Raw genomic sequence first — 26844 nt, forward strand, 5'->3', positions numbered from 1 at the left:
AAGGTCACCTCGATGTGGCGTGGCATGGTGCACCTCAGTGGCCTCGGTGATCGTCTCCGATTCCAAACACCATTCGCAAAGCGGTTGGGCGGCTAGCTGGTGGTGACGCAGAGTGCGCCAGCGCGCTGATTGGTAGAGCCGGCGATAGATCGTGGCTTCTTCTGAGCGCCTGTCTGCCTTAGCCATGCATCACCGTAAAGCGAACGCGGAAAGCCCACTCAGGATCGCATTTATGGATCCACAACATGTTGTGGTTAGCAATCAATTAAAAGCCAGCACTTGACGGAACCAGCTGTTTCAAACTTACTGTCCCTGATGTTGCGGCGGCGACAGGACCGGAGGTAACGAGACCGGTTCCCTTTTGAAAAATTGGACGCAGAATCAGGGTGATGTGCCGGGAACGGAAACAGGCCTGACGGGATTTCTGCGCGATTTTCAGCCTCCAAAGAAAGTGACATCGGGGCCGGCGATAACAAGCTGTTAATACTATATTTAGCGTTTGCGTGAATTACTAACGCAAATTAACGATTGCGTCTGTTTTGTGAACAGGCGAGCTCTTAAGGTCGGAGTTACAAGGTGGCTATAGCATTCGTACCAACGCCAGGCATGGTTCTCATGTGCAACTTCGGACCTGTACTTGCCGACCTTAAAGAGTCAGTCACCGCGGGGCCGCTTTCGGTCCCCCCCGAAATGACGAAAAATCGATTCGTCGTAATAATGACACCAGGAAAGTCCAGGTATGGAACCTGTGTCGTGGTCCCCTTAAGCACAAAAGAGCCGAAACCTGTCCAAAAGCATCATCACTGTATTTTAGTAGGAAGCTATTCGTTCTTGGGCGGCGAAGAGCACTCGTGGGTTAAGGGAGACATGGTGACCACCGTCAGTTATAGTCGGCTAGACCGCGTACGAGTTGACGGGACATTTGCGTCTCCGTCTCTAACAGACAAGGATTTCGAGATTGTCCGGAGTTGCGTTAAGCACGCACTAATGCTCTGAAACAAAACCCCCGCGCAGTTTCCTGCCGGGGGTGCGGTAGTCTCAAGCCCCGCTAGGGGGAACGACTTGAATATGGGTAATGTACGAGTGTTTGTCAACCGCTTGTTGACCTCTCGGCTACCAGGGACCAAGCGCGGGCCTTGGTATATAGGAAGCCACACCATTCAGATACTGGCGGCAAACGAAAGCGGCCGCTCGACCCCGCAATCGCAGGGGAGCAGCCGCAGGATTACCGCGTCGCGAGAGGAGGCGCGCTGCGGTAATGGGGTATGAGGCAGACCCGGCATCGACAGCGAGTTTAGAACGTCCGCTCGAATTCAGCGCCTCAAATCAGAACGGCCGCACATGGCGGCCGCTGGGAAATTATCCCTTCATTTAAATACGCTGCGAACGAGCGGTTAACCGGACATCAGGCTGCTATTTTTTCCTTGATGGGCACGAATTCCCCGCGTACCGTCTCGTCAGCATCGATCAGAGCATCGATCGCCGCATCTATGAGAGCAGGTCCGCGTTTCTCAGCGTAAGCGGGTGCCAATCCCATTGCGATGCCGATCTCCTTTGCTGAAGTATCGGCGATAGCCATGTCGAGCACAGTCGCGTGCTCTCGAAGGCGTCGGCGGAGATGATCCACATGAGAAATGATCTCGACATGACGAACGAATTCAGGCTCGCGGCCGGCCGAGGACGAGATCTCACCGAGCGGCTTTGGCTGTTTCACACCGCCGATCCATTGTGGCCCAGCAACGAGGCAGTCGTCGCAGCGGGTGGCAGGGACTGGCAATCGATCGAAAGGCACGCTTCCGTCAACTCCCAGACGCCGAAGAACCTCGCGCGCTTCCTCCGCACCGAACCGGCCGCAACGATCTTTCGCGTTGGGCTCCATGCGCGGCAATGGATCATAGCAGCCATGGATCGCAGGTTCTGCCGATATAGGCTTTCCATATGGGCGCGCGGTAAACGGTGAGACAGCCCCGCTGAGTTCCAGGTAGGCCCAGATCGCACTTTCAGACCGCGATTGGTCAGCCCCACCCTTGACTCCGCGAGTGCGTTCAACTGGCTTAAGAGCTGCGCCTTTTCTTGTCTCGCCCCATTGAATGAGCTTGCCGTCACGGAAGAGCAGCGCACCTATCGAGGTGTCCGTGCCGCCGTTTCTGTTCTTTTCGTGGGTTTCGACCGATGGATTGGCCTCGTAAACGTTGACCATCTCATTTGTGAAATACCAGCGCTCGCGGTCGATGACTTTCCAGCCGACGGCAGTGAGTAGCTCTCCTTCAGACGGCCTTGTTTCGATCGCTATCTCCGGATCGTAATTTCCCTCTTCGGGCACATCAATTTCGGAGCCCGGGAAGTTCATATTCTTCCAGTGGCGGAGAGCAAAGGCGCGGGCGTAATCGCCCCGATGTGCGAGACGCTCGAATGCCGGCCAGGCGAGTGACGGGCGCGCCGGCTTGTTGTCGTTGGCCGGAGCTACGATGCGCGCTGTCTTCGGCTTGGCGGTCACTGGGGCGGTCTGCCCCGCTAGCAGTGCGGACAGTTGCGAAAGGTCGCGGTGCTTTTCGGGTGCTGACATCATTTGGTCCACTTCGGCTTGGGGTCGGGGATGTTGTCGATCGCATTTGACATGCTGGTTGGAACGCCGGGCGGCCACTCGGCCAGGATCGAAGCCTTACCTCTGGCAAGTCGAAAAGCGGCAAGCCTTTCTTCCTCGGCCGCCGTCCGAGTGACGCAGAGCGACAGGTCATACTCAGCCAACCGTTTGATCTTATCTCGCTCCGCCTCCAGGTCTTTGACCTTCGTCTGGAGGACCTCGATGATCCTGTGCGCATCGGCCAAGTGCGAACGATAATGATCGCCGCGCATCCGAGGATCACGGGGCGCGGTGCTGTCGGCCAGCAGCGTGCGCATCGCCTCCTTGGTCAACGCGCTTTCGCGGCGGGCGGATTCCTCTGCAGTCTTGACGCGTTTGCTCATGAGTTGATGACTTCCTCAAGTAATGGTGAAAGATGGTAGGCTACGCTGGCGCGATACTTCGGCGGCCACTCTGATGGCATCTCGGCGAGCGCGATGGCCACGCCGTGGCCCTGCCCCGACACCGGATTATGCTTGAGGAAGGCACTGCGGATGGCTTCTCCGGCGTGAAGTTGGATGTAGGCGTCACTAACAAGCTCGATGGCTTCGACTGCGGCATAGAGGCGGGCAAGACCGCGGCGGATTCTGGCGACGTCGTCTGCGGTCGCCGCGATGTCGTGCTTAGCTGCGAATGCTTCTGCTGCTCTGCTCATTATCAATACCCTCCAAGTTCGCTGCGCTCGATCCAGTGCCATTCCCATTGCCGGTGCGTTTCGCACCAAACCAACGCGTATTGTTCGTCGCCGGAAATCTCATCAAGTTGATCGACCTGTGACGGATCGACGAGGTGGACGATCTTCTTTCCATTTTTCGTTTCGATGCATTCGATCATTGTCTCTCCTTCGCGCGCGTGAGTGCGTTATGTTTTCGTGCGGCTAAAACCTCTGCGGCGGTATATCCCCACCTCTATTGTACCCACTCTCATATATATTATTGTTTTTATTATATTTTTTACATGTAAGGGTGGGTGCAAGACTGGGGTAAAGGGTGGGGTAAGACTGGGGGAGAAAAGCGCAGCGTTTTTGAATTTCGGTGATTTTGCCCCCACCCTTTACCCCAGTCCTTTTCCCGGTCTTTACCCCATGCTTTTACCCACCCTCGATCGGGATGATGATCGCGTTTTCGGGCATAGATTCAGCAGCCCAGTAACGCACTTTTGTCTGGCCGCTCTCGCTTGACATCTTTGCAAGATGAACCTCCCTCGCCTGCCGAAGCATGCCGATGATGTCTTCCAAGCGCCTCTTATCGATCGCGCCTCTGAGGTTCTTGACGATATCCCGCATCGTAATTCCGGATGAACCTCGCCTGACAACTTGCTGCCGGACGCGCAGGTATTCGGCTGCGCGGTCATTATCGGCGATATTCTGATCAGCTCCACGAAGGATGACATGAAGCGAATGCTCGGCGACTGCGTTTGCCCATCCCTGGATTTCGGCAGTAATGACCGGCTCTTTGGGGTCGCATCCTACGGCCACGATCAGTGCGAGCCTCGCGGCGTTTTCACCAACCCTGTTCAGAATCGGTCGATATTGTGGATCCACCGTCTTCTTCATCGCGCGGATCCGATCGTCGAATTCCTCGAAAAGATCGTCCACACCAGCCGCCCAAGAGGCAGTCATGATCGGGTGCGGCTTCTCATCCGACTTCGCGTTCAGAGCGAAGAATGGACCGGTGAAGCGACCCGCCGATAGTCCCAAGAGCTCCGAGACGCGTTCGGAAAGAGCCGACGGAATGTTGTCGATGCTGTTGGGCGGGTTGCGAACCTTCACCGGGTCGGCGCTGCCGACATCGATGAGAACAAGCCGGCCGAGCAAACCCTCGGCGATGTTGCCGGACGAAAGCGCACTCCAGAACGTCGATGGGGTTGATACTCCGTGCAGTGTGAAGCAAGGCGCGACGATGCGCGCAATGTTACCAGCCGCCTTCTCCTGGCCGCCCCAGAACCCTTGCGGCGCGCCGGTGAGCTCCATCAACGCGCTGGCGATCTCGGCGCGATGGGTCGCGACATTCCTGCCTGTGTGGTCTGCCAGCCAGCGCCCAAACTCGTCTTGGATGCAAACCGACGTCGGAGATTTGCGCAGCTTGTTCGTCAGTCCGGGCAAACTCCGGATCTGGTCCATGAACAGCCATTCACTGACCTTAGATCCCCAGCTGGTGCTATCGGCCAGAGCAGCGGAGGCGCGGATGGTGACGTCCTTGCCGAATCCTGATTCAGCGAGGCCGACGAGGTAAATGTTTGACCGAAGACCGGTCGGCCCTTTGAAGCGGCGTCCGATCATGCCAGCGGTGAATGCAAGGCTGGCCACCAAGGCAAGGTGCGGCGATGGAAATCGCGCGCAGCCAACGATAAATCTCGCGAACTCCCCGACCGCGCCAGGAGGGTAACAGAGATGCTCTGGCAGGCCTCCCGACGCTGGCGCGTTTGCCTGCGGCTCATCGCTGTCATCTTCTGCGGTGTTGTCATTAGCTGCGACTGGCGCACTACGTCTCGAAAGACTGCCGAGCGTCATTCTGGCTCCGACGTCCCGCTGCTCCCACCCAAGTTCGATCGGATCGCGGCCGAGCCGCTCGCATAGCCAGAAAGCCGCCTCCTTCGCCGTCGGTGCCCCACCGTACTCAATTACCAGCTCGATCGCGGTGCTGGTCTTCTCGGTGCCAAAGTCGCGGATACCGTCTAAGTGGATGGAGAGATCCTCTTCAAGAGACCTGCCCAAATCTGCCGAAGTGACGCGCCATGCGCCTGTGCCCACCTCTTGCCTGGCCGATGAGAACAGATCCTTCACCCACCTATCTGTATCGGCCAGAGCGGATGTGTTGACCTGCTGCCAAAACGTTCCGCCCAGGGATTGTGAAACGCGAGGTTCTGCCTTCTTGCTAGCTGCGGTGCCGATGGAGGCTAGATACGCGTCTGCCTCGACGAGGAAGGCGTCAATAGTCTCACCGTCGATTTCCGGAAGATCGAAGAACGGGACATCGAGAGGCGATGCGCCGATCCATTCGTAGGCTTTTCCGGTATCCGGATGGATGCCGAAGGCTACAAACTGCTGCCCCTGCCCTAAGATTTCGATCTGGCAGTCATGGCCGTTGACGCTGTATTTGCCGGTGATCTTCTTCCGTCGAGCGTCCGATGCCCGGAATATAAAGGTTACCTTGGGCGCGCGGCCGATGCGCTGAAGGGCGCGATCAGCGCCGGGAAGGGCGAGAGCCATCGTCCGCAGGTGTCCAGCCGCATCCGCGTCAGGAACGTCGATATCGATTGCAACCACATCGCCGCAGAGAATGCCCGTGTTCGTATGGTCGGAATAGCGACGGGCTTGGCCCTCGATCTGCTCTGCCTTCGGATGGAAGTTGGACCAGCCCTTAATGCGGGGGCGCTTCCCATCGACCGGGACTGGGATGTAGCCCTTGGCGAGGAGAGATCGGCGAAGGTCTACCAGATCCGGATCAGATGACGTCTGCTGTGATGCGTTCATGGGACTTTCGGTCTCCTGCCATGGCTTCCATTGCTGCGCGAGTAATCTGCAGAGCGGCTTGCCGCGAGAAGGTGACGCACCGCTTCCCCCCAGCGGCGTTCGGCCCGTACGCAAGTCTGGTGCCGCGCGGGCCGGCGACTAGGCGCATGCCAAAGACACGAACATGTTCGGACAGAGAGACGTCGAAAGTGGCTATTGTGGAAAACCCGTCGTCACCACCCGGTGACGCAGGGTCAATTCGAAGAATGCGCAAAATCTCTCCTCTCGCCGGCGCAAGGCCGGTCGGCAAATGGTGGTGGATGAGTGGCTGGCGCTATGTCGGCGTGAGACCGACGAATGTCCAGAAATCAGGCTGCGGCCCGGGCGGCCAGCTTCGCCTGAATCCATGACTGGACCTCAATGCGGGAAAAAGCGATCCGCTTTTCTCCGAGAGCAACGGCAGCCGGGAAGTTGCCTTCGACCCGGAGCCTGTGGATCATGGTTTTCGACATGCTTGTGAGCGTGCACGTGTCCCTGAGAGAAATCAGCGCATAGTTGTCGTTGCTTGCGGTCGGCATGGTGTCTCCTCTAATCGCCGCGGACGGAATCCGGGTGTCAGGTTGTCGATAAGATTGTTGAGAGGGTTCAGTGACCGGCGCGCCATGGCCGGGTTGAAGTTAATCGACGCTCTCAAGAGCGCCACCCTGTCCGGTCGGGCATCCGGCAGCTTGGCTGCATCTGATAGATATGGACTTACCGAAAAGAGCCATATCTCTGCGGGATCCCCCCGCACCAAACGAAATCACCTGTAGATCTCGTTTATGACCTGAAAACTAATGTAAACATTCAAATGTTCCAAGTGTACTCGCCTAAAATAAAATCAAAGAAATTACTTGACGCGTTTGTTTACAAACCAGGCTAAGACCCGAGATATGCTGCCCAATCGGTCATCAGAGTCCTTCGCTTTTCGAGCGCATCAGACCGGCGATAGGCTTGTTCAGTCGCATCACCCTCGATGTGCGCCAAAGCCCCCTCGATAACTTCACGCGCATGGTCCGTGCAGTCGCCAGCCCAATCGCGGAAAGTCGACCGCATCCCGTGCAGGGTGATCGTCTTATCGGCCGACGCGGCCCGCAGCGCCTTGGTCATCATAGTCTCGCTGATTGCCGCGCCTTGCTTATCGCCTTCGAAAACCAGATCGCCGGCGGAGCGGCTGAGCATCTCTTTCAAAATCTCGACGGCCCGATCGGTTAGGGGTACCCTATGCTCGCGGAACTTCTTCATCCGCTCCTTGGGGATCGTCCAGAGTTTGGCTTCCAGATCGAATTCAGGCCAGACCGCGCCTCTGACTTCTCCTGTCCGGTTGCCGTTCAGGATCAGGAATTCGACCATTCTCGCCGACACGCCTTTGGACTTTCGCAGCTTGGCGACGGCTGCCGGCGCGGACTTGTAAGCGAGGGCCTTGTGATGGCCTCGGCTTAGCTTCTCGCGCGCGGGCATCACCTTTTCCAACAAACCCTTCCATCGGGCCGGGTTTCCGGCTGTACGCCATTCGTGGGCGATTCCGTAGTCGATCACCGCTTGGATGCGCGATCGAAGCCTGTTGGCGGTCTCCGGCCGCTCGCTCCAATGAACCATAAGGCAGTCTTTGACATCACCGATGACGATATCCGCGATCGGCATGTCGTGGAGCGGCTTGGCGTAATCGTTCAAGGTCATCTCCCATTGCGCCTTGTGCTTGGCGTTGCGCCAATCGCCTTTGCGCGTGTCGAGCAGTCCGTCCATGCAATCCTTGAACGTCTTCGGCTGCAATGGGCGACGGTCGGCCCGTGGATCTTCACCACGAGCAAGTTGCAGGCGGATCGCGTCGGCTTTCTCACGGGCAAGCGCTAGGCTGACGGGGGCGGTACCCTGGCCATATCCGCCGAGCCCGACTTCGTTTCGCTCATCGCCACGGCGCCAGATGAACACCCAATTCTTGCTGCCGCCCTTCTGCGCCCTTATGTACAGGCCGTCACCGTCGCCGTAGATGCCGGGTTTGGCGATCGTCTTGATCTTCGTCTCGCTAAGCTTGTTCCGAGCCATGAAAAACCCTCCGCCGAACCCACATTTTCACGACGGTTATCATAACGGTCAAGAATTGTCCATTTGGAGCATTCGGAATTCTTGTTTGTTTACAATGGCGTCATATGGTGTGCAGGACCATATTGACCATAAGAACGGCGGAATAGCGGACACCTCTTCCGCCAGCAACCTGTTGAAACGCGTGTGTATTTTTCCCGACCTTCCGAGGCGATATTCCAACTCGCTTGCAATACAGTCAACGAAGATCTGCAATAATGCTGCGACATCCAGACGCGCTGTCGGACTCATCGATAGCGCATAGCTGATAGCGCATAACGGACCGACGGAAGCTTAATGATTTGGGCGGCGCCTTTACAAGAATCGCGGTGCTTGTTGTAGTGCTGAAATGATGCCTCGCTTCATTTGCATATGTCTATTGGTACCCTTCCTCGGCTGCTGCCTCTATAGGTACTATCCGGCTCCTCCGATAAAGCATATGCCCGAATATCCTTGGGGTTGCGCCGACTGTAACAAGGCATCGCGGCCGGAGGAGAAACCATGACCATGCCCGACAGGGTCGCCCTGTGGCTGCCCTTCTGCCTGGTGGGCGGCATGTGTGGCTGGAGTTGGTATTGGTATATCAGGTCCATCATCTTCTACTATAAAAATGGCTTCGATTTCAGCGAAGATTTCGGACCCCAATTTTCGGAATTCCCTGATGATGATCGCTTTACTGCGAAGCCGAAAGAAAAATTCTTGATAGCTTGGCCCGTTTTCGTCGTTGTTAGCACAGCCAATTTGATCCCAATTACTTTAGGTCTGCTGGGGATCCTCAATTGAGGGCGGTAGCCGCGCTGGGCGGATTATTCTGCCTCACAAACTGCCGGATTATCAGTGTCGCGCAACCGCTTATATGACGTGTGCCGCAACTCGCGGTCATGCGTCCACGCCCGATAGTCGGTTTCAGCAACAAGGCGCGGATCGACTAAGACCGCGTTTTGCAATCGGCGGCAGGCTTGCCGATGATCAGCTTTCCATCTTCTCCCGGCGTCCATTCGCGGAACGCGCGTTAAAGCCGGTTCCCACACCCCGAGAAAGACGAGCTCGTTTTCCTTTGCGCGCTGCGAGCAGCATGCTGCCGAATGATTCTGAAGACTACGTGCGCGAGGCCGACACGCTCATTGTCACAAAGCTCAGCCGCCTCGCCCGTTCGACTGTAGATCTCCTCGTCATCGGCGATCTCTAGAGCCTCGCACGTATTGCTACACAGCAATCGCGATGGGGACTGAAGCCACAGCCGCTCATGAAAGCAGCGAATAGATCCAGACGCCAACAGAACCCCAAAAGATAGCCGGCATCACTATCATCCCCAAAACGATGATTTTGGTCACACTAAAAGCTCCGAATTCGACTCATCCTGCAAAGCTATTGCAACGATCGAGGGTTGGTATGGGGCACGAAGTCCGGGACCGATCGGACCTTGGTCTGAGTTCTGCGGCTGAATGCATAATCCCCTGGAGGGAGGGGAGCTTACTCGATAGATCCGCTTAGAGCGCTGCAGTTGCGGTTCATGCCCCTTCGGAATTGGTTCGGCGCCGGTAGGTCCCGGCCGCGATGGTGAGCGCGACGGCGATCAATGCCGCTGCGACGCCGAAGGTGATCTGCATGCCTGAATGCACGGCCTCGGGACGTGCCGCGGCGATCTCCGCCGTCGCCGATCCATGCGCGAACACTGCCCCCATGACGGATGCACCGGTAATCAGCCCGAGATTGCGCGACAGGTTGAGCACGCCGGAGATGACGCCGCGCTGGTCGGTGCGGACATCCGCCATAACGGCCGTGTTGTTGGCTGCCTGGAACAGCTGATAGCCAGGCGTCAGCAGAGCGATGGCGGCGATGTAGCCGGCGATTCCGGGCAGCACGGCGAGAGCGATGGAACCGGCTGCCATGGCGACGAGCCCTGCGGCAACGACCAAGGGTGCATCCAAACGATCGACCAAGCGACCAGCCGGGACACCGCTGAGGATGGAGATGACGGGACCAATCGACATGACGGTTCCAACCAGCGCTTCGTTCAGCCCGAGCGCGCGGGAGAGATAGAACGGCGCGACCACCAGCGTCGCCATCATGACCGTCGAAACGAGCGCGTTCATCGCCAGGCTGGCGGTGAGGACGCGATTGCGAAATACCGCCATCTGGACCAGCGGCGATGCCGCTCTCGCCTCGGCGAAGACGAAGAGAGCGGCGCCAAGACCGGCCGCGAGCAGCAGGGCGAGGTTCAATAGGCCAAAGCTGCCATGCCCGATCGTCATTGCCAGCGCATAGGCCGAAAGCATCAGGGCGAGCAGCAGCGTGCCCACTGTATCGAAGCCGGCTCGATCCTTCTTCTTCTGTCCGCCGATATCGGCCGGCAGATAGCGAAAAGCGAGAACAAAGGTCGCCAAGCCGAGCGGCAGGTTGACGAGAAAGATTGCCGGCCAGCCGAAAGAGGCGATCATGAGCCCGCCGAGCGACGGCCCAAGAGCCGTGCCGATCGCCGACATCGTTCCGAGCAGCCCCATGGCGCTGCCGGTCCGTGTCTTCGGCACCGTATCGCCGACAAAGGCCATGGTGAGCGCCATCATGATCGCCGCGCCGAGACCCTGCAGCGCGCGCGCCGCAATCATCAGCCACAGCGTCGGTGCAAGGCCGCAGAGGACCGAGGCCAGCGTGAAGAGCAGGATGCCGATAAGCAGCAGCCGGCGGCGGCCGGTAATATCGCCGAGCCGCCCGACGCTGACGATCAGCGTGGTGATGGCAAGGAGATAGGCGAGCACGATCCACTGGACATCCTGGAAGGGCGCGTTGAACGCCCGCGCCAGGCTCGGCAGGCCGACATTGGCGATGCTGGTGCCGAGCGATGGCAGCAACATCGAGAGGGAAAGGCTGGCGAGTGCCCAGCGGACGGAATATCTGCGTTCGGCGACGGCCTCGCCTGGCTCTGCAATGATCGGTTTCACAGTGGACTCCATTTTCTCGCTCCGGAAAGGGAACTGCTGGAAAACATAGTCCTCCGGCCGGCATGGCGGAACGCGCAGCATTTGCATTCTATTCTTGCGTTTGGCGCCACATCAAACAGTGCTATACGGGATGCATGTCGCCCCCCGATCTTAATCTGCTCGTCACCCTGGATGTGCTGCTTGCCGAAGGCAGCGTTGCGCGCGCGGCCCAAAGGCTGCGGCTCAGCCCGTCGGCGATGAGCCGGGCGCTGGCGCGATTGCGCGAAACGACGGGCGATCCGCTGTTGGTGCGCGCCGGCCGCGGCCTCGTCCCCACGCCGCGAGCGCTCGAACTGCGCGAACGGGTCGGCCGGATCGTCGAGGAGGCGCAAACGGTCCTGCGCCCTGCCGAGGCGCTCGACCTTCAACGCCTGGTCCGAACATTCACGCTGCGCGCCAGTGAGGGCTTCGCCGAGAGCTTCGGACCCGGTCTTATCGCCCGCCTCGGTGGTGATGCGCCCGGCGTGCGGCTGCGTTTCGTGCAGAAGCCGGATAAGGACAGCGCCCCGTTGCGCGACGGAAGCGTCGACCTGGAAACCGGTGTCGTCGGCGACACGATGGGGCCGGAGGTGCGGGCGCAGGCCCTGTTCCACGACCGTTTCGTCGGCGTCGTGCGCGTGGGGCATCCGCTCTGCCAGGGTGAGGTGACGCCCGCCCGGTATGCTGCCGGCCGCCACATCGCCGTCTCGCGGCGCGGGCTCGACAAAGGCGCGATCGATGAAGCCCTCGATGCGTTCGGGCTGGAACGGAAGATTGCCACCATCGTCGGCGGTTTTTCCACCGCGCTGGCTCTCGCCCGCGCGTCGGATCTGATCGCCAGCGTGCCGGAACGGCACACCGGAGCTTTGCGCCAGGGCATGCACAGTTTTCCCCTGCCGGTTCCGACCCCTGAGATCACCGTTTCACTGCTGTGGCATCCCCGGATGGATGCCGATCCCGCCCATCGCTGGCTGCGCGGCTGCGTTCGGGACGCTTGCGCGGCGGGGTGATCGGTGGGCCGCGTCGAACTGACGGGCGAGTGATCGATCCGTTCGCAATGGTTGACTATCCCTCGTCGACGTGATTTCCCGCCCGAGATCATCAGGCGAATTATCAGACGGGAACATCATGGCCGACATCATCGTAAAGGATAGCAACGGAAGCCAGCTTCACGACGGCGATTCCGTAACGCTGATCAAGGACCTCAAGGTCAAGGGAACTTCCGAGACGCTGAAGCGCGGAACGCTGGTCAAGGGCATTCGCCTGACCGACAATCCCGGCGAGATCGAGTGCAACACCAAGCAGGTCAAGGGTCTGGTGTTGAAAACGGAATTCCTCAAGAAGGTTTAGGATCGGCCTTATCAGCCCCATCCTGCGGCACTTCCTCGGTGATCACCTCGAAGCGGGAGAGCGTTGCCGGGCCAAAGGCCGTCGACATCGCGACGTCGGTTGCGTCGCGGCCGGTCCCCATCAGTATTCTTCCGATGCGCGGCGTATTGTGGCGGGCATCGACCGTATGCCAGTGGCCGCCGAGAAACACCTCGAACCAGGCGCTGAAATCCATCGGGTTGGGATCGATCGGGACGCCGATATCGCCGAGATAGCCGGTGCAGTATCGGGCTGGGATATTCATGCATCGGCAAAGCGCGATGGCGAGGTGGGCAAAGTCGCGGCAGACGCCGGCCTTGTCGGTGAAGCCGCCATGCGCGGTTCGCAGCAGATCGGCCTTCTGGTAGTCGAAGGTGATGTGGTCGTGAACGAAATCGCAGATCGCCTGGACGCGCGCCCAGCCGAGCGGCGTCGACGAGAATGTTGCCCAGGCAAAATCGCCGAGCCTGTCGGTGTCGCAATAACGGCTGCCAAGCAGGAAGACGAGCACATCGTCCGGCAGGTCATTGATCGCATGCTGAATGGCATCGTCGGGAACGACGTCGGGCTGGCCGCTGTCGTAGATCTCGAATTCCGTGGAAATCGTCGTCACGCCAGCCGGGGCGACGATCCGGCTGCAGGCGTTGCCAAAACCATCGGTATATTCCCAGGCCTCGATCGGCCGGTCGAATGTCAGAACCTGCTCAGTGAGAAGATCGGCACGGCGGGAAGGATGAATGTTGAGAGCGAGCAGCATTGGCGTCGGCTGAATGCATTCATAGCCCAGATGAAACCCGGCGCGTATCTTCATTGTGGCTTCCTCGCGTCCCACATAGGTGGCGTGACTATGCAACGTCGATCGCGCTGCCCGGTTCCCGCCTGATGCGCGCTCAAAGCTCGGGATGTCCAATATTACTTCGTGGTGACGTTGACCTGCACCGTCATGCTGTCGAAATCCGTCCCATCCCCATCATAGCTGCCGCTCAACGGGACGGCCTGGCGCGGATCGCGGGCAACGGCGACACGAATGAGATCGCGGTTGCCGACGATCCCATTGGTCGGATCGAACTCCGCCCAGCCGGCGCCCGGAAGATAAATCTGGCACCACGCATGGGTGGAACCGCCGCCGAGCACGGTCGAGCCGTCGCGATCGGGAACATAGACATAGCCCGTGACAAACCGCGCCGCGAGGCCGAGGACGCGCGCCGCCTCCATCATCAGCAGCGCGAAATCCCGGCAGGTGCCGGAGCGAAGCTGCAAAGTCTGCTGCGGCGTCTGCGTTCCGTGCTCCATCCGGCGCGCATAGACGAAGCTTTCCCGAATGGCGTAACAGAGCGTCATCAGCAGATGCCCGGTTTCCGTCGGACGTCCCTGCCGCACGAACTGGCGCGCCCAGCGTCCGACATCATCGTTGGGGTCGGGATAATGGCGCTGCATCGCGGGCATCAGATCGGCAATTTCGTCCTTGTCATAGGAGAATGGATAGGTCAGGGCCTGGTCGTCCACCTTGAGATCCAGGGCGACCTGGGGTGTATGATCGAGGGTGATCCAGGTTTCGAAACGAAGCTCGGACGCCGGCCTCGAAAAATCGATGAGCGCCACGCAATTGCCGAAAACATCGTGGATCCAGCGCACATGACTTTCCCTAGGATATATCGTCAACGACGCTTCGATCAGCCGCTGGTCGAAACTGTCGCGCGGCCGGAACATCAGGCGATGCTCGCCGAAATCGACCGCCCTGACGTAACGATAGGACGTGATGTGGCGGACGGAAAAAATCGTCATCGGCCGCCGTCCGGTAATCTTATCACTTCCTTGCTCCAAGACGGCGACGCCGCTCTTCCTCTACGGAGGCGCCTTCGCCGCTTTCCCGCTCATCCCGATTTCTTGTCATATAAGCACATTCGAAAGATTGCTATTCTACATCAACCGATCGACGGCAGAGCCGTCCAACCTAAGAGGATAAAATGCATATCATCTGGGACGTTCTGACGCTTCTGCTGACAATCGGCTCGCTCTATGGCGGTCGCGAATACCGGATTATTCGCGCCCGTGCCCGCGCCCAGAACTGGGGCAACTTCTGATTGGATTCGATTCGAACGCATCGCTGCCGCAACGGTGGCGGTTACGTCGAATGACGTAAAGCCATACGCATAAGGAAATGCTTCATTAGCCGAGACGGCGTCTATCCGTCCATTCTCCCTGTTATTGCAAGCCCGCCTCACCCCAGGCGGGCTTTTTTCGCCATTGATCTTTCCTCGCCTGCCGCGAATATTGGCGCGTGTGTCACTTCTTGGCGCCTGCCGACAGCACCCGATGTGTCGCATTGTCCATGGCGTGGCTCGCCTCCTGCCCATCCTTCTTCAGCCCGTATGCGGTATTGCCGCAGCCGGAAAGCGTGAGCAGGCAGATGCAGGCGATGGCGATTGCAGCTTTTGACATCGAGTTTCCCCAGTGGAGTGGCGATCAGGGAAAGATGATGCATTTCCTGCCAAAATCAATCCGCCGGCCTTCGGTGCGGATCGCATATGGAACTCTATGGCGCGCCCGACGTTTACAGAAGCCATCCAACCGGGGTCAACGACATGGATTATCAGATTGCATTCGCCGCAACCGTCGCCACAGCGTCCTTCCTCGTTTTCATGCTCGTCGTTCACCGGACATAATCGCCCGGAAGTGTGCAGCGATTCCGGCAGAACCCCATTTTAAGCGCTAAAGCGCGCTGCATGAATTATTTCGATATGACGGGCTTCAGACGTTCCGGCATCCCCCAACAGGCCTCATACATCGCGCCGACAAAATGACCGAGACTAAGGTTGGCACAATGAGTGCGGCTCATCCCTCAGTGCACCTTTAAATACAAGACAAGAAACGTTTCAATTTATACAAGCACTTCAACTCCCAGAGAATGTATTAAATTTTAATTAAATGTCTTGTTTAACTATCTGTTAACAATATCCTTGCGCGCCGTCCACTTCCGCTTATGCTTTGTGCAAAGGGGAGAGGAACGATGTTTAGCAAAAGTCTGATCATGCCGGTGGGATTCGCAATACTCGCCATTGCCGGCCTCTTGTTTCAGATTGCTACTCACGCGTTGCATTCCCCCGTTACCATGCTGCAGCCGTAAGTCACATAAGTTGCTGAACTCGCAGGCAATCTCGTAACTGGGAGTGGAACTTCCCTTCGTTTCGTGCATTCTGTGACTCGTTTTGCCAGGAGGGAGATAATCATGGAAAACGCAGGCGTGGGTTGGATTGCAGCCATCATCATCGGTGGCATCGCCGGATGGCTGGCGGAAAAGGTCATGAGCAGCAACATGGGCTTGCTCATGAACATATTGCTCGGCATCGTCGGCGCCATTGTCGCCAACTGGATCCTGGGTCTGTTGCACATCCAGCCGCTTGCAGGCTGGCTGGGTTATCTGATCACCGGCTTTATCGGTGCCTGCATCCTGATTTTCATCGGGCGCGTCATCCGCCGCTGACGGTCGCACCAGCCTTCAAAACATCGAAAGCCGGGCTATCATTGCGCCCGGCTTTTCATTGTCGTGAATTCTTTCTAGCGGCGGCTCAGCAGGCCGAAAACATAGGCAATGCCTGCCGTCACAGCGAGCGCCATCAGCGGTTCTTCGCGAACCTTGTCGCGCAGCTGTTCCGTCATCAGCGACGCCTCGTCGGTCACCGCCGACTTTGCCCCCTGCCCGAGCGCGACCACGCTTTCCGTCAGCCGGGAGAGATCGTTGCGAAGGGCTGCGACCTGTGCCGACAGATCGTCTGCTGCGATATCGGCCTTTACCCGCGCAGCGGTGGATTCGGCGGAAGCGGTTTTCAATTCAGCCATGGTCTGCTCCTGTTTCATGGGATGCGGCTTCAACGAAATTGCGGCCCGAAAGGTTCCGCCGCAATCGCTCTTTTGTTCGCCGCAGAGCCGCCACGCCGCCGCCGCCGCACCGCGCAGCTTTTCGCGCGACAAACCCTTCATTTCCTGTCGGGTTTGTTCTAAGGAACGTCGAATGTCCGCCCGCGCGCGGGTTAATGATACTGCGAGGTTTGCGTTTCTATGTTCCATATCCTGAGAAGAGCCGCTCAGACCTGGGTCGCCAAGCTGCTGATGCTTCTGCTGGTCGCGTCCTTCGGCATCTGGGGCGTCTCCCGGTCGCTGATTACGGGCAGCAACAGCACCACGGTCGTAACCGTCGGCGATCAGCATGTGGACGTCAACGAATTCCACCTCGCCTACCAGCGCCAGGTGGCGAGCCTCAGCCAGCAGTTCGGCACGCGCCTCACCCCGGAACAGGCGCGCGCCTTCGGCGTCGAGCAGCAGGTGCTTTCCCAGCTCGTCGCCGGCGCCTCGCTCGACCAGCTTGCCGAAGACATGAACCTCGGCCTGTCCGAAGATCGCCTCGCCCAGTTGATCGCCGATGATCCTGCTTTCAAGGCTGTCAACGGCAAGTTCGACCGTGAACTCTTCATCTCGCGCCTGCGCAATGCCAGTATCCGCCAGGATGATTACATTAAGGAGCGCAGCAAGGTCGCCGTCCGCAGCCAGGTCGTCGATGCCATCTCGAACGGCTTCACCGCCCCGAAGACGCTGGTCGACGCCCTGAAGCTCTATGGCGGTGAAAGCCGCAGCGTCGACTACCTGCTGCTCACCAACGCCAATATCGAGCCGATCAAGGCGCCTGCCGACGACGTGCTGGCGGCGTGGTTCGAGGGTGTGAAGCAACGCTACCAGGCGCCTGAGTACCGCAAGCTCGTTTATCTCAAGCTGCAGCCCGCCGATATTGCTGACGCCGCGACGGTCACCGACGACCAGATCCACGAAGCCTTCGACAAGAGCAAGGATACCTACCGCACGCCGGAAAGCCGCACCATCGAACAGCTGACCTTCACCAGCAAGGATTTTGCCGTCGCCGCCGAAACGGCGCTGAAGAGCGGCACCAGCTTCGATCAGCTAGTCTCCGACCAGGGCAAGACGGCAAGCGACGTGCTGCTCGGCGAATTCACCAAGGACAAGGTTCCCGACCAGGCTGTTGCCGATGCGGCCTTCACGGTTTCGCGCGATGGCGGCACGACACCTGTGGTCGAGGGCTCCTTCGGTTCCGTCATCCTGCGCATTACCAACATCAAGCCGGAAACCACCAAGAATTTCGACGAGGTGAAGGAGGACATCCGCAAGCAACTGGCGCTTTCCAATGCCTCTCAGGAAGTGATCAACGTTCATGACCGAATCGAGGATCTGCGCGCCGGCGGCGCCACGCTCGAGGATATTGCCGGCCAGTTGAAGCTGAAGGCCGTGGCCGTCGACGCCGTCGATATGACCGGCGCCGACAAGGACGGCAAAGAGGTCAAGGATATTCCCGCCAAGCAGCAGCTGCTCGGCGAAGCCTTCAAGACCGAGGTCGCCGTCGATGCGCCGCCGCTGCCGATCGGCAATGACGGCTATGTCTGGTTCAACGTCCGCGAAATCACCCCGACCCGCGAGCGCCCGGTCGCCGAGGTGCGCGAAAAGGCGGTCGAGGACTGGACGGCGGAACAGCAGAAAGCCGAACTTGCCAAGAAAGCCGACGAATTGAAGGCCGCAGCCGCCAAGGGCACCGCGCTTGCCGATATCGCAACGCCGCTCGGCATTGCCGTCGAAAGCAAGAGCGGCGTCACCCGCTCCACCGATGATCCGGTGCTTGGCCGCGCCGGCGTCACCGCCGCCTTCTCCGGCCCCATCGATACGGTCGCGAGCGCTGTCGGCGCCGATCCGTCGACGCAGATCCTGATGAAGGTCACCGAGGTCAACAGCGAGCCGACCAGCGACGCGCTGAACAACCGCGATGCCCAGATCACCGCCATGGCCAATGCCGCCGGCGACGATATTCTCGATCAGATGGTCAACCTGTTGCAGACGCAGTACGGCGCGCAGATCAACCAGACGCTCGCCGAACAGGCGACGCTTCGTTAGGAGGTTTTATGACCGATCTGAAGCCGTTCCTGGCCAAGGCCGCAAGCCGCGAGCCGCTGACGCGTGACGAGGCCCGCGCCGCCTTCGACATCCTGATGTCGGGCCAGGCGACGCCCTCGCAGATCGGCGGCTTCCTGATGGCGTTGCGCGTGCGCGGCGAAACCGTCGACGAGATCGTTGGCGCCGTCACCGCGATGCGCTCGAAGATGCTGACCGTCGAAGCTCCGGCCGATGCGATCGACATTGTCGGCACCGGCGGCGATGCCAGCGGTACCTACAATATCTCGACGCTGGCGGCGCTGATCGTCGCCGGCGCCGGTGTCCCTGTCGCAAAACACGGCAATCGGGCGCTGAGCTCGAAATCGGGCGCGGCGGACAATCTGGCCGCCCTCGGCGTCAAGCTCGATGTCGGTCCCGAGATCATCTCCCGCTGCATTGCCGAGGCCGGCGTCGGCTTCATGTTCGCGCAGCTTCATCATTCCGCTATGCGCCATGTCGGCCCCTCCCGAGTCGAACTCGGCACCCGCACCATCTTCAACCTGTTAGGCCCGCTTTCCAGTCCGGCCGGCGTCCGCCGCCAGCTGCTCGGCGTCTTCTCGCCGCAATGGCTGGTGCCGCTTGCCGAAGTCATGCGCGATCTCGGCTCCGAATGCGTTTGGGTGGTCCATGGCGATGGCCTCGACGAGATCACCACGACCGGCATCACCAAGGTGGCCGCGCTTGAAGACGGCAAGATCCGTACCTTCGAGCTGTCGCCCGCCGATTTCGGCGTCAGCCCCAGTGTGCTTGCCGACATCAAGGGCGGCGATGGTGTCGCCAACGCTGCAGCGCTTCGCGAGGTGCTCAGCGGCGCCAAGAACGCCTATCGCGATATTTCGCTCGCCAATGCGGCCGCCTCGCTGGTGATTGCCGGCAAGGTCGAGACGATTCGCGACGGCATGACGCTTGCGGCGCAGTCGCTCGATAGCGGCGCCACCGCGCTCGCCCTCGACAAACTCATCGCCGTTTCCAACGATATCGACTAGGATTGCCCGATGACCGATATCCTGAAGAAGATCGAACTTTACAAGCGTGAGGAGATCGCCGCCGCCAAGGCTGCGGTGTCGCTTACCGACCTGAAGGCGATGCAGGCCGGCCAGTCAACCCCGCGCGGCTTCCATCGCGCGCTGACTGCCAAGCGTGACGCCGGCAATTTCGGTCTGATCGCCGAGATCAAGAAGGCGAGCCCGTCCAAGGGGCTGATCCGTCCGGATTTCGATCCGCCGGCCCTGGCAAAGGCCTACGAAGCCGGTGGCGCGGCCTGCCTTTCCGTGCTGACCGATACGCCGAGCTTTCAGGGTGCGCCGGAATTCCTGACGGCCGCCCGCGCTGCCTGCGCTCTGCCGGCGCTGCGCAAGGATTTCATGTTCGAGACCTATCAGGTGCATGAGGCGCGCGCCTGGGGGGCCGACTGCATCCTGCTGATCATGGCCTCGCTTTCGGATGACGAGGCCGAGCGTCTGCAGGACGAAGCTTTCTCGCTCGGCATGGACGTGTTGGTCGAGGTCCACGGCGCCGAGGAGATGGAGCGGGCGCTAAAACTGTCCTCACCGCTCATCGGCATCAACAACCGCAATCTGCGTACTTTCGAGGTCAGCCTGACGGTCAGCGAGACGCTGGCCGCCATGGTTCCGGCAGACCGGCTCCTCATCGGCGAAAGCGGTATCTTCACCAATGCCGATTGCAAGCGCCTGCAGGCCGTCGATATCAGCACCTTCCTTGTCGGCGAAAGTCTGATGCGGAAGGATGATGTGACAGCCGCTACCCGCGCGTTGCTCTTTGGCGAAGCCGCCATCGCGGCCGAATGATATGAGCGGCGGAAAGCCCGGCCTCACGCATATCGATGCCTCCGGCGAGGCGCATATGGTCGATGTTTCCGACAAGGCCGAGACGGTGCGCATCGCCACGGCCGAGGGCCATGTGAAGATGGCGCCGGAAACGCTGGCGCTGATCCGCGAGGGCAACGCCAAGAAGGGCGATGTCATCGGCACGGCGCGCCTTGCCGGAATCATGGCCGCAAAACGCACCGCCGATCTCATCCCGCTCTGCCATCCGCTGATGCTGACCAAGATCACGGTCGAGATCGACGAAGACACCGCCCTGCCCGGTCTGCGCGTCACGGCAACCGCCAAACTGACCGGCAAGACCGGCGTGGAGATGGAGGCGTTGACCGCCGTCTCGGTCGCCTGCCTCACCATCTACGACATGGCCAAGGCGGCCGACAAGGCAATGGAGATCGGCGGCGTCAGGCTGCTTGAAAAATCCGGCGGCAAGTCGGGCGATTTCCGCCATCCGGAGGCAAGATGAACCTTCTCCCGGTCGCCGAGGCGCAGAACCGTCTCCTGTCCCGCGCCAAGCCCGTCGAGGCCTCTGAAACGCTGCCACTTACTAATGCCGAAGGCCGCGTCCTGGCGGTCGATCTCAAGGCAGGCCTGACCCAACCGCCCTTCAATTCCTCCGCCATGGATGGTTACGCCCTGCGTCGCGACGACGCGCCGGAGCCGGGCGCCGTGTTGAAGCTGATCGGCACCGCCGCCGCCGGCCATGCCTTCGGAGGCGAGGTAGGCAAAGGCGAGACCGTCCGCATCTTCACCGGCGCCCCGGTTCCCAAAGGCGCCGACAGCGTGCTGTTGCAGGAGGATGCGGAAAAGATAGAAGGCGGCATCAGAACCAGTTTCCCCGTGCGGCAGGGCCAGCATGTGCGTCCCCGCGGCCAGGATTTCATCGAAGGCGAAGCCGTGCTGCCGGCCGGCACCGTACTCGATTTCTCGCGGCTGACGGTCGCTGCCGGCATGAACCGGCCCGATGTCGAGGTCCTCAAACGCCCGCTGATCGCCATCCTCGCAACCGGCGACGAACTGCTGCCACCCGGCAGCACGCCCGGCCCTTCGCAGATCATCGCATCCAATACGTTCGGCATCGCAGCCCTTGCCCGCAAAGCCGGCGCCGAGGTGCTCGATCTCGGCATCGTACCGGACGATAAGGCGAGGATCACCGCGGCGATCGACACGGCGCGGGACGCCAAGGCCGATGTCATCGTCACGCTCGGCGGCGCTTCGGTCGGCGACCATGATCTGGTGCAGGCAACGCTGATCGAGGCCGGCATGCAGCTGGATTTCTGGCGCATCGCCATGCGCCCCGGCAAACCGCTGATGGTCGGCAGCTTCGGCGAGACCCATGTGCTCGGCCTGCCCGGCAATCCGGTCTCGAGCTTGGTCTGTTCCCTGCTCTTCCTGGAACCGCTGATCCGCAAACTTGCATCCCTGCCGCCGGTGCGGCGCGAGGCAATGATGGAGGCAGCCGTCACGTTGCGCGCCAATGATCACCGGCAGGACTATATCAGGGCGAGACTCTCGAAATCCGCTGCCGGGAACTGGCTCGCCGAACCTTTCGGCAAACAGGATTCATCGATGATGAAGGTGTTTGCGAAAGCCGATTGCCTCATCATCCGCCCGCCACATGCGCCGGAACTGCCGACCGGAGCGCCCTGCCCGGTCATGCTGTTGCGGCCGGATCTTCGGGCATAGTCGCAGCCCTTCAGCCCTCTCCGGCAAACGAAAACACGCCCGCCTGCACCGTTCCGCCGCTGGACCCCGCCCCAAATTCCGCAACCGCATGCGTCGCGATTCGCTTCAGTTGTGCTTGCGGCAGGTAAGCGCGCTCGGGATCGCCGATCAGCACCTCGATGCCTGCGGTCTGGCAACGCCGCAGGAAAGCCATCGCCCGCAAAGCAAGCGCGGGGTCGTAAAAAAGATCACCGACAACAAGGAGATCAGTCTCCTCCGGCGGCGGTGCCTCGATGATATCGGTGGCGACGGCAACGATGTCCACGCCGTTGATCACCGCGTTGAGACCGATTGCAGCAATGGCATTGGCATCGACATCGACCGCCGTCACCGCGGCAGCTCCGGCCTTCGCCGCCGCGATGGCGACGAGCCCGGAGCCGGCGCCGAGATCGAGGACGCGGCGGCCGGCGACTGTTTCCGGACTGTCGAGCAGATGGCGGGCAAGCACGGCGCCGCCGGCCCAGGGATAGGCCCAGTAAGGCGGAGGATCGGTTTCTCCGCGGCCGGCAAGCCGCCAGAGCCCGCTCGCAGGGCCTGCCGTATGGAGCAGGATTTCGGGAATGGCCGGAACGGGTGAGATCGGCAGATTGGTCTGGATGAAGGTGGCCGGATCGGGACGCGGAGTGCCGGAGCGTTTCATCGTCGTCCTGCTCCCGGCCCGCTATAAATCTAACGCTTCAATAATTCTTGATGGCGAGATGCGGCATGCCGCCGTCGAGCAATTCCGCTTGTCGGCTAGCCGTCAGATAAAGCCCTCCGCCTGAACCGGCGAAGGGCCTGCGGCGCAATCAGCCGGGCTTCTTCTTCGAAAACTTGCCCTTCGGCCCGGCGCCGCCCTTGCCTTCATATTTCGGGCGTTCGGATTTGGCGCCTTCGGATTTCCCGCCTTCGAATTTCGGCTTGTCGTATTTTGGCTTGTCGAATTTCGGCCCATCAAATTTGGGCTTATCGGATCTCGGGCCATCGAAGCCGGGCTTGCCCGGTTTCTTGCTCCAGGGCTTGGTATCCTGTCTTTGCTGGCCGCTATTGTCGGCTGCAGCATATCCGCCGCCCGGAGCCTTGCCGAACTTGTTGTTCGGACGTTCGTCGCGGAACGTGTCGCCCGGCCGTTCGTCACGCGACGACTTGCCGGCATAAGGCTTCGGCGACGGCGCCCGGCTGAAATCCGGCGTGCCGGAAAGCTTGGTCACACGGATGCCGCGTTCGAGCGCCTTGTTCGGTCCGATCGCTGCCAGGAAGCTTTCGGCACTCGCTGCTGCGATCTCCACAAAGGTTTCCTCAGGCTGCATCTTGATCGCACCGATCTCGCGCTTCGTGACATTGCCGTTGCGGCAGAGCATCGGAATCAGCCAGCGCGGCTCGGCATTCTGCTTGCGTCCGACCGAAACGGAGAACCAGACGCTGGCGCCGAAATCCTCGCGCGGTCCCCTCTGTGCCGGCTCGAACGGCTCGGCATTGTCGCGGCGCTTGCGGCTGCCCCCGTCCTGCACGGTAACCTCGAGGAGGTCTTCCGGCGCCGAATGATTGGTGCGGTAGAGGCGCAAGAAAGCGGCGGCGAGCTTTTCGGCGCCGTGGCTGGCGAGCAGCTGCTGTACCAGCCCCTGTTCTTCTTCCTGCGGCGCTTCGCTGAAGATCGGATCAGCCAGCAGCCGCTCGTCGTCGCGCTCGCTGACCTCCTCGGCCGACGGCGGTCGCGCCCAGGCAGCCGAAATTCCGGCATTCTCGAGCAGGCGCTCCGCCTTGCGCCGTGCATTCAGCGGCACGATCATGGCGCTGATGCCCTTGCGTCCGGCACGGCCGGTGCGGCCGCTGCGGTGCAGCAGCGTATCCGGATTGGTCGGCAGATCGGCATGGATGACAAGGTCGAGGCCCGGCAGGTCGATGCCGCGAGCGGCGACGTCGGTCGCGATGCAGACGCGGGCGCGCCCGTCGCGCATCGCCTGCAGCGCATGGGTGCGTTCGTTCTGCGTCAGCTCGCCGGAAAGCGCTACGACCGAAAAATTGCGGTTGTTGAAGCGCGCGGTCAGATGATTGACGGCGGCGCGCGTCGAGCAGAAGACGATGGCGTTGGTCGCCTCGTAATAACGCAGCACGTTGATGATCGCATTCTCGCGGTCGCTGGGGGCCACCATGAGCGCGCGATATTCGATGTCGATATGCTGCTTTGCCTCAGCCGCGGTGCTGATGCGTACGGCGTTGCGCTGGTAGCTCTTGGCAAGCTTGGCGATCGCCGCCGGCACCGTTGCCGAAAACATCAGCGTCCGACGTTCATCCGGCGCCGCATCGAGAATGAATTCCAGGTCTTCGCGGAAGCCGAGATCCAGCATCTCATCGGCCTCGTCGAGCACGGCGGCCTTCAGTTCCGACATGTCGAGCGCCCGGCGGCGAATATGGTCGCAGAGGCGGCCCGGCGTGCCGACGACGATATGGGCGCCGCGTTCGAGCGAGCGGCGCTCGCTGCGGATATCCATGCCGCCGACGCAGCTGACGATCACCGCGCCGGTCATCTCAAACAGCCATTCGAGCTCACGCTTTACCTGCAGAGCAAGCTCACGTGTCGGAGCGATGACGAGGGCGAGCGGGGCGCCGGCATTGCCGAAACGCTCACTATCCTCAAGCAGGGTCGGTGCCAGCGCCAGGCCGAAGGCGACGGTCTTGCCGGAACCGGTCTGGGCCGAGACCAGCGCGTCGGAAGCGGCAAGCGCCGGATCGAGCATCGCCTTCTGCACAGGGGTGAGTTCGGCGTAACCGCGCTTCTGCAACGCCTTGGCGATCGCCGGAACGACGCCGTTGAATTCTGTCATGAGTTCGATCTTTCGGAGCTGTCAGGCGCGAAATGCGCCATGGCCGGAGCCAGCCGGCGAGTATTTGCGCCGTTCCTAGCCGCTCCCGCCGCGATTGTCAAAGCGTGCGGCTGCGCCACAGCCAGGCGTCGATATGGCTTGCCCGGCCGCGCAGTGTCGTTTCCAACGGACCTTCCATGCGGCCCGCCTGCTGCAAGACGCTTTCGGGGCCGGCCGCGCGGACGATTTCGGCGCTCAGCGCCAGCTCGACGCCATGGCGGGCGGCGACCTCCATCAGGCGGCTGCCGACATTGATGGTGTCGCCTGCCGCGGTGATCTGTTGCCGGTCGCCGGTCCCAAGGCGCGAGGCGACGATCGGGCCGCAATGGGCGCCGACCTTGAAGCCGATCTTCTTCTCAGCAAAGCCCGCATGCGCTTGAAGCCAGGCTCGTGTGCGCTCGCACAGGCTGACGGCGCAGGCAGCAGCGCGGGTGGCATCGTCATCGGCAGGCTCAGGCAGGCCGAACAGGATCATCGCCCCGTCGCCCATGAAGCTGGTGATGGCGCCGCCATGGGCGCGCGCCTCCTCGTCGATCACTTCGAAGAAGCCGCTCAGCACCTCACTGACCTTGACCGGCCCGAGGTTTTCGCTAAGGCCGGTAAAACCCGAGAGATCGATGAAGATCACGGCGGCGTTCTGACGCACCGGGGCGGCGAGGAAATTTGGATCGCGCGCCAGCCATTCGCCAAGACCGGGCGCCTCGATACGTTGCAGCAGCGCGCTTTGCTCGGCAAAATGGCGGGCGCGGCCGCGGTCGAGCCAGAGTTCGGCTGCGCCGAAGATCAGCGCCGGCGGCAGCGCTGCGGCGATCGGCAGCGCCGCGCTCAGCCAGTAACCATGCGCAAAGGCCGACAGATTGAGCAGCGCCCATACGATCAGCATCAACACGATGATGATATAGCCCACAGCACTCCGCCGCCAGGCAATCAGCGAAACGAGCACGATCGGCAGGCCGACGGCGATGCCGGCATCGATCAGCCTTATCCGGTGGTCGCGCACCATGCCATCGCCGCTGACGAGATGAGTGATCGCCGTCGACATCACCTCGACGCCGGGCATGACCGGATCGAACGGCGTCGGGAAGACGTCGCCGCCGCCGGTGACCGTCGAGCCGATGACGACGATGTGGCCGGCAACCGCATCGGCCGAAAGCGTGCCATCCAGCCCATCGCCCGCGCTGAAGGTGGCGATGCTGCCGTGCCCGCCATAGAAGGTCACCGGCAGCCGCTGACCGATATCGGTGGGGATACGCAGCTTTCCGAGCATGATGGCATCGGGTTCGATGCTGGGGTCGACGCCGAGCGCCACCGAAGCGGCGCGTAGCGGAAAGGCCGGATCCAATCGATCCGCGGCGCGTGAGATCAGCGGAATGTAACGCGGCGTGCCGGTCTGGTCGGTTGCGACATTGACGATGCCGACGGCGGCGGCCTCGGCAAAGCGGGGAAGCGGCAATAGAAGCTGACCCGCCTCGGGGATGGCGGCGAGCGGATCGTTGGCCGCATCGGTGACCTGCTGGCTGCTTTTGGTGAAGGTGGCCGCGGCCGCAATCACGCTCGGGCCCTTTGCAAGGGCGGCAGCCAGCGCCGCATCGCCCTCCTCCGGCCCGGGATCGACCAGCAGAATGTCGAGCGCCAGGGCCTTCGGTTTCAAGGCGTTGATCGCGCCGACAAGGCGCGCAAGTGTGGCCCGATCAAGGGGGTAACCGTGGGCCGCCGCGGTGCGGTCGTCGATGGCGACGATCGAGACGCCGGGAGGCGGTGTCCTCGCCCCGACAATGACGCTGCGGATATCGGTGAGCGAGGCCTCCATCCGGTCGAGAAGACCGCTTCCGGCAGTGAGGTTGGCATAGCCGAGCGCAGCTCCCCAAAGACCGGCGAGCACCAGCGCGATCACGGTCTGCAGGCGATGGTTCATCGA

General features: G+C 61.0%; 28 protein-coding genes. 12 read left to right on the top strand and 16 right to left on the bottom strand.

Going from position 1 to position 26844, the window contains the following annotated elements; genetic code table 11:
* The first annotated feature begins 690 nt into the window (after window positions 1-690).
* The gene (locus tag GR197_RS32880) at window positions 691-996 is read left to right on the top strand and encodes a type II toxin-antitoxin system PemK/MazF family toxin (RefSeq protein ID WP_432444206.1); all 306 of its coding nucleotides are present in this window, start codon (window positions 691-693) and stop codon (window positions 994-996) included.
* 409 nt (window positions 997-1405) lie between these two features.
* Here GR197_RS32880 and GR197_RS25205 read toward each other — a convergent pair whose 3' ends face one another.
* The 7 genes from GR197_RS25205 to GR197_RS25230 form a co-directional block, all read right to left on the bottom strand.
* Complete coding sequence (locus GR197_RS25205) at window positions 1406-2566, bottom strand: hypothetical protein (protein ID WP_164014505.1); 1161 nt, start codon at window positions 2564-2566, stop codon at window positions 1406-1408.
* Window positions 2566-2967 carry a hypothetical protein gene (locus GR197_RS25210; protein ID WP_164014507.1) on the bottom strand — a complete coding sequence of 134 codons (402 nt, stop codon included), beginning with the start codon at window positions 2965-2967 and terminating at the stop codon, window positions 2566-2568. The genes GR197_RS25205 and GR197_RS25210 overlap by 1 nt, the downstream gene beginning before the upstream one ends.
* The gene (locus GR197_RS25215) at window positions 2964-3278 is read right to left on the bottom strand and encodes a hypothetical protein (RefSeq protein ID WP_164014508.1); all 315 of its coding nucleotides are present in this window, start codon (window positions 3276-3278) and stop codon (window positions 2964-2966) included. Before GR197_RS25215 ends, GR197_RS25210 begins: the two co-directional genes overlap by 4 nt.
* A gap of 2 nt (window positions 3279-3280) precedes the next feature.
* Window positions 3281-3457, bottom strand: coding sequence for a hypothetical protein (locus tag GR197_RS32105; RefSeq protein WP_204330381.1), 177 nt, complete (start codon window positions 3455-3457; stop codon window positions 3281-3283).
* A gap of 256 nt (window positions 3458-3713) precedes the next feature.
* Window positions 3714-6098 carry a bifunctional DNA primase/polymerase gene (locus tag GR197_RS25220; RefSeq protein WP_164014510.1) on the bottom strand — a complete coding sequence of 795 codons (2385 nt, stop codon included), beginning with the start codon at window positions 6096-6098 and terminating at the stop codon, window positions 3714-3716.
* Window positions 6099-6445: 347 nt separating this feature from the next.
* Window positions 6446-6655 carry a helix-turn-helix transcriptional regulator gene (locus tag GR197_RS25225; protein WP_164014512.1) on the bottom strand — a complete coding sequence of 70 codons (210 nt, stop codon included), beginning with the start codon at window positions 6653-6655 and terminating at the stop codon, window positions 6446-6448.
* Window positions 6656-6995: 340 nt separating this feature from the next.
* Window positions 6996-8162 carry a tyrosine-type recombinase/integrase gene (locus tag GR197_RS25230; protein ID WP_164014514.1) on the bottom strand — a complete coding sequence of 389 codons (1167 nt, stop codon included), beginning with the start codon at window positions 8160-8162 and terminating at the stop codon, window positions 6996-6998.
* 537 nt (window positions 8163-8699) lie between these two features.
* On the opposite strand from GR197_RS25230, the gene GR197_RS25235 reads away from it, so the two are divergent.
* Window positions 8700-8981, top strand: coding sequence for a hypothetical protein (locus GR197_RS25235; RefSeq protein WP_164014516.1), 282 nt, complete (start codon window positions 8700-8702; stop codon window positions 8979-8981).
* Window positions 8982-9004: 23 nt separating this feature from the next.
* Here the strand turns inward: GR197_RS25235 and GR197_RS32505 are convergent, their stop codons facing one another.
* Window positions 9005-9196 (bottom strand): hypothetical protein, encoded by a 192-nt coding sequence (locus tag GR197_RS32505; RefSeq protein ID WP_348643297.1) that lies wholly within the window; start codon window positions 9194-9196, stop codon window positions 9005-9007.
* Between the two features lie 77 nt (window positions 9197-9273).
* Between GR197_RS32505 and GR197_RS32790 the strand changes: the two genes are divergently transcribed.
* Window positions 9274-9387: a recombinase family protein gene (locus tag GR197_RS32790; RefSeq protein ID WP_348643298.1), complete on the top strand. Its 114-nt coding sequence runs from the start codon at window positions 9274-9276 to the stop codon at window positions 9385-9387.
* 322 nt (window positions 9388-9709) lie between these two features.
* Here the strand turns inward: GR197_RS32790 and GR197_RS25245 are convergent, their stop codons facing one another.
* The gene (locus GR197_RS25245) at window positions 9710-11140 is read right to left on the bottom strand and encodes an MFS transporter (protein WP_164014518.1); all 1431 of its coding nucleotides are present in this window, start codon (window positions 11138-11140) and stop codon (window positions 9710-9712) included.
* Window positions 11141-11274: 134 nt separating this feature from the next.
* On the opposite strand from GR197_RS25245, the gene GR197_RS25250 reads away from it, so the two are divergent.
* On the top strand, window positions 11275-12168 hold the full coding sequence (locus tag GR197_RS25250) for a LysR family transcriptional regulator (RefSeq protein WP_164014520.1): 894 nt from the start codon (window positions 11275-11277) through the stop codon (window positions 12166-12168).
* 118 nt (window positions 12169-12286) lie between these two features.
* Window positions 12287-12508, top strand: a complete 222-nt coding sequence (locus GR197_RS25255) for an alkylphosphonate utilization protein (RefSeq protein WP_164014522.1) — start codon at window positions 12287-12289, stop codon at window positions 12506-12508.
* Here GR197_RS25255 and GR197_RS25260 read toward each other — a convergent pair.
* The 3 genes from GR197_RS25260 to GR197_RS25270 all read right to left on the bottom strand — a co-directional run bounded on the left by GR197_RS25260 (window position 12495) and on the right by GR197_RS25270 (window position 14968).
* Window positions 12495-13337: a transglutaminase-like domain-containing protein gene (locus tag GR197_RS25260; protein WP_164014524.1), complete on the bottom strand. Its 843-nt coding sequence runs from the start codon at window positions 13335-13337 to the stop codon at window positions 12495-12497. The two genes, GR197_RS25255 and GR197_RS25260, sit on opposite strands and share 14 nt — an antisense overlap.
* Before the next feature lie 101 nt (window positions 13338-13438).
* Window positions 13439-14311, bottom strand: a complete 873-nt coding sequence (locus tag GR197_RS25265; RefSeq protein ID WP_164014525.1) for a transglutaminase family protein — start codon at window positions 14309-14311, stop codon at window positions 13439-13441.
* A gap of 501 nt (window positions 14312-14812) precedes the next feature.
* Window positions 14813-14968 (bottom strand): hypothetical protein, encoded by a 156-nt coding sequence (locus GR197_RS25270; protein ID WP_018495827.1) that lies wholly within the window; start codon window positions 14966-14968, stop codon window positions 14813-14815.
* Between the two features lie 86 nt (window positions 14969-15054).
* Here GR197_RS25270 and GR197_RS32110 point away from each other — a divergent pair, with 86 nt between their 5' ends.
* Both GR197_RS32110 and GR197_RS25275 read left to right on the top strand, forming a co-directional pair.
* Window positions 15055-15192, top strand: coding sequence for a hypothetical protein (locus tag GR197_RS32110; protein ID WP_204330383.1), 138 nt, complete (start codon window positions 15055-15057; stop codon window positions 15190-15192).
* Between the two features lie 563 nt (window positions 15193-15755).
* Entirely contained in the window at window positions 15756-16010 is a 255-nt protein-coding gene (locus GR197_RS25275; RefSeq protein WP_164014527.1) for a GlsB/YeaQ/YmgE family stress response membrane protein, read from the top strand.
* A gap of 74 nt (window positions 16011-16084) precedes the next feature.
* Here the strand turns inward: GR197_RS25275 and GR197_RS25280 are convergent, their stop codons facing one another.
* On the bottom strand, window positions 16085-16366 hold the full coding sequence (locus tag GR197_RS25280) for a hypothetical protein (protein ID WP_026188395.1): 282 nt from the start codon (window positions 16364-16366) through the stop codon (window positions 16085-16087).
* A gap of 219 nt (window positions 16367-16585) precedes the next feature.
* Between GR197_RS25280 and GR197_RS25285 the strand changes: the two genes are divergently transcribed.
* The 5 genes from GR197_RS25285 to GR197_RS25305 are packed head-to-tail and all read left to right on the top strand — an operon-like array spanning window position 16586 to window position 22044.
* Window positions 16586-18478, top strand: a complete 1893-nt coding sequence (locus tag GR197_RS25285) for a peptidylprolyl isomerase (RefSeq protein WP_164014529.1) — start codon at window positions 16586-16588, stop codon at window positions 18476-18478.
* 8 nt (window positions 18479-18486) lie between these two features.
* Window positions 18487-19503, top strand: coding sequence for an anthranilate phosphoribosyltransferase (gene trpD / locus GR197_RS25290; RefSeq protein ID WP_164014531.1), 1017 nt, complete (start codon window positions 18487-18489; stop codon window positions 19501-19503).
* Between the two features lie 9 nt (window positions 19504-19512).
* On the top strand, window positions 19513-20325 hold the full coding sequence (gene trpC / locus GR197_RS25295) for an indole-3-glycerol phosphate synthase TrpC (protein ID WP_164014533.1): 813 nt from the start codon (window positions 19513-19515) through the stop codon (window positions 20323-20325).
* A 1-nt stretch (window position 20326) separates the two neighbouring features.
* Entirely contained in the window at window positions 20327-20824 is a 498-nt protein-coding gene (gene moaC, locus GR197_RS25300; protein WP_164014535.1) for a cyclic pyranopterin monophosphate synthase MoaC, read from the top strand.
* Window positions 20821-22044 carry a molybdopterin molybdotransferase MoeA gene (locus tag GR197_RS25305; RefSeq protein WP_164014537.1) on the top strand — a complete coding sequence of 408 codons (1224 nt, stop codon included), beginning with the start codon at window positions 20821-20823 and terminating at the stop codon, window positions 22042-22044. Before moaC ends, GR197_RS25305 begins: the two co-directional genes overlap by 4 nt.
* 10 nt (window positions 22045-22054) lie before the next feature.
* Here GR197_RS25305 and GR197_RS25310 read toward each other — a convergent pair whose 3' ends face one another.
* The 3 genes from GR197_RS25310 to GR197_RS25320 form a co-directional block, all read right to left on the bottom strand.
* The gene (locus GR197_RS25310) at window positions 22055-22723 is read right to left on the bottom strand and encodes a class I SAM-dependent methyltransferase (protein ID WP_164014540.1); all 669 of its coding nucleotides are present in this window, start codon (window positions 22721-22723) and stop codon (window positions 22055-22057) included.
* A gap of 148 nt (window positions 22724-22871) precedes the next feature.
* Window positions 22872-24887, bottom strand: coding sequence for a DEAD/DEAH box helicase (locus GR197_RS25315; RefSeq protein ID WP_164014544.1), 2016 nt, complete (start codon window positions 24885-24887; stop codon window positions 22872-22874).
* A 97-nt stretch (window positions 24888-24984) separates the two neighbouring features.
* Window positions 24985-26841, bottom strand: a complete 1857-nt coding sequence (locus GR197_RS25320) for a CHASE2 domain-containing protein (RefSeq protein ID WP_164014546.1) — start codon at window positions 26839-26841, stop codon at window positions 24985-24987.
* Between the last annotated feature and the right edge of the window lie 3 nt (window positions 26842-26844).

Origin of the sequence: Rhizobium phaseoli (assembly GCF_010668805.1) — a bacterium.
In the GTDB taxonomy this organism is placed as follows: domain Bacteria; phylum Pseudomonadota; class Alphaproteobacteria; order Rhizobiales; family Rhizobiaceae; genus Rhizobium; species Rhizobium phaseoli_A.

Excerpts from the sequence above, each read along its gene's own strand:
- GR197_RS25255 (WP_164014522.1), top strand. The coding sequence starts at position 12,287 with ATGGCCGACATCATCGTAAAGGATAGCAACGGAAGCCAGCTTCACGAC.
- GR197_RS25225 (WP_164014512.1), bottom strand. The coding sequence starts at position 6,655 with ATGCCGACCGCAAGCAACGACAACTATGCGCTGATTTCTCTCAGGGAC.
- GR197_RS25215 (WP_164014508.1), bottom strand. The coding sequence starts at position 3,278 with ATGAGCAGAGCAGCAGAAGCATTCGCAGCTAAGCACGACATCGCGGCG.
- GR197_RS25310 (WP_164014540.1), bottom strand. The coding sequence starts at position 22,723 with ATGAAACGCTCCGGCACTCCGCGTCCCGATCCGGCCACCTTCATCCAG.
- GR197_RS32505 (WP_348643297.1), bottom strand. The coding sequence starts at position 9,196 with ATGGACGCCGGGAGAAGATGGAAAGCTGATCATCGGCAAGCCTGCCGC.
- GR197_RS25280 (WP_026188395.1), bottom strand. The coding sequence starts at position 16,366 with ATGGCTGAATTGAAAACCGCTTCCGCCGAATCCACCGCTGCGCGGGTA.
- GR197_RS25205 (WP_164014505.1), bottom strand. The coding sequence starts at position 2,566 with ATGTCAGCACCCGAAAAGCACCGCGACCTTTCGCAACTGTCCGCACTG.
- GR197_RS25230 (WP_164014514.1), bottom strand. The coding sequence starts at position 8,162 with ATGGCTCGGAACAAGCTTAGCGAGACGAAGATCAAGACGATCGCCAAA.
- GR197_RS25320 (WP_164014546.1), bottom strand. The coding sequence starts at position 26,841 with ATGAACCATCGCCTGCAGACCGTGATCGCGCTGGTGCTCGCCGGTCTT.
- GR197_RS25285 (WP_164014529.1), top strand. The coding sequence starts at position 16,586 with ATGTTCCATATCCTGAGAAGAGCCGCTCAGACCTGGGTCGCCAAGCTG.
- GR197_RS32790 (WP_348643298.1), top strand. The coding sequence starts at position 9,274 with ATGCTGCCGAATGATTCTGAAGACTACGTGCGCGAGGCCGACACGCTC.
- GR197_RS25275 (WP_164014527.1), top strand. The coding sequence starts at position 15,756 with ATGGAAAACGCAGGCGTGGGTTGGATTGCAGCCATCATCATCGGTGGC.
- trpD (WP_164014531.1), top strand. The coding sequence starts at position 18,487 with ATGACCGATCTGAAGCCGTTCCTGGCCAAGGCCGCAAGCCGCGAGCCG.
- trpC (WP_164014533.1), top strand. The coding sequence starts at position 19,513 with ATGACCGATATCCTGAAGAAGATCGAACTTTACAAGCGTGAGGAGATC.
- GR197_RS25315 (WP_164014544.1), bottom strand. The coding sequence starts at position 24,887 with ATGACAGAATTCAACGGCGTCGTTCCGGCGATCGCCAAGGCGTTGCAG.
- GR197_RS25220 (WP_164014510.1), bottom strand. The coding sequence starts at position 6,098 with ATGAACGCATCACAGCAGACGTCATCTGATCCGGATCTGGTAGACCTT.
- GR197_RS32880 (WP_432444206.1), top strand. The coding sequence starts at position 691 with ATGACGAAAAATCGATTCGTCGTAATAATGACACCAGGAAAGTCCAGG.
- GR197_RS25305 (WP_164014537.1), top strand. The coding sequence starts at position 20,821 with ATGAACCTTCTCCCGGTCGCCGAGGCGCAGAACCGTCTCCTGTCCCGC.
- GR197_RS25250 (WP_164014520.1), top strand. The coding sequence starts at position 11,275 with ATGTCGCCCCCCGATCTTAATCTGCTCGTCACCCTGGATGTGCTGCTT.
- moaC (WP_164014535.1), top strand. The coding sequence starts at position 20,327 with ATGAGCGGCGGAAAGCCCGGCCTCACGCATATCGATGCCTCCGGCGAG.
- GR197_RS25270 (WP_018495827.1), bottom strand. The coding sequence starts at position 14,968 with ATGTCAAAAGCTGCAATCGCCATCGCCTGCATCTGCCTGCTCACGCTT.
- GR197_RS32105 (WP_204330381.1), bottom strand. The coding sequence starts at position 3,457 with ATGATCGAATGCATCGAAACGAAAAATGGAAAGAAGATCGTCCACCTC.
- GR197_RS25235 (WP_164014516.1), top strand. The coding sequence starts at position 8,700 with ATGACCATGCCCGACAGGGTCGCCCTGTGGCTGCCCTTCTGCCTGGTG.
- GR197_RS32110 (WP_204330383.1), top strand. The coding sequence starts at position 15,055 with ATGGAACTCTATGGCGCGCCCGACGTTTACAGAAGCCATCCAACCGGG.
- GR197_RS25265 (WP_164014525.1), bottom strand. The coding sequence starts at position 14,311 with ATGACGATTTTTTCCGTCCGCCACATCACGTCCTATCGTTACGTCAGG.
- GR197_RS25210 (WP_164014507.1), bottom strand. The coding sequence starts at position 2,967 with ATGAGCAAACGCGTCAAGACTGCAGAGGAATCCGCCCGCCGCGAAAGC.
- GR197_RS25260 (WP_164014524.1), bottom strand. The coding sequence starts at position 13,337 with ATGAAGATACGCGCCGGGTTTCATCTGGGCTATGAATGCATTCAGCCG.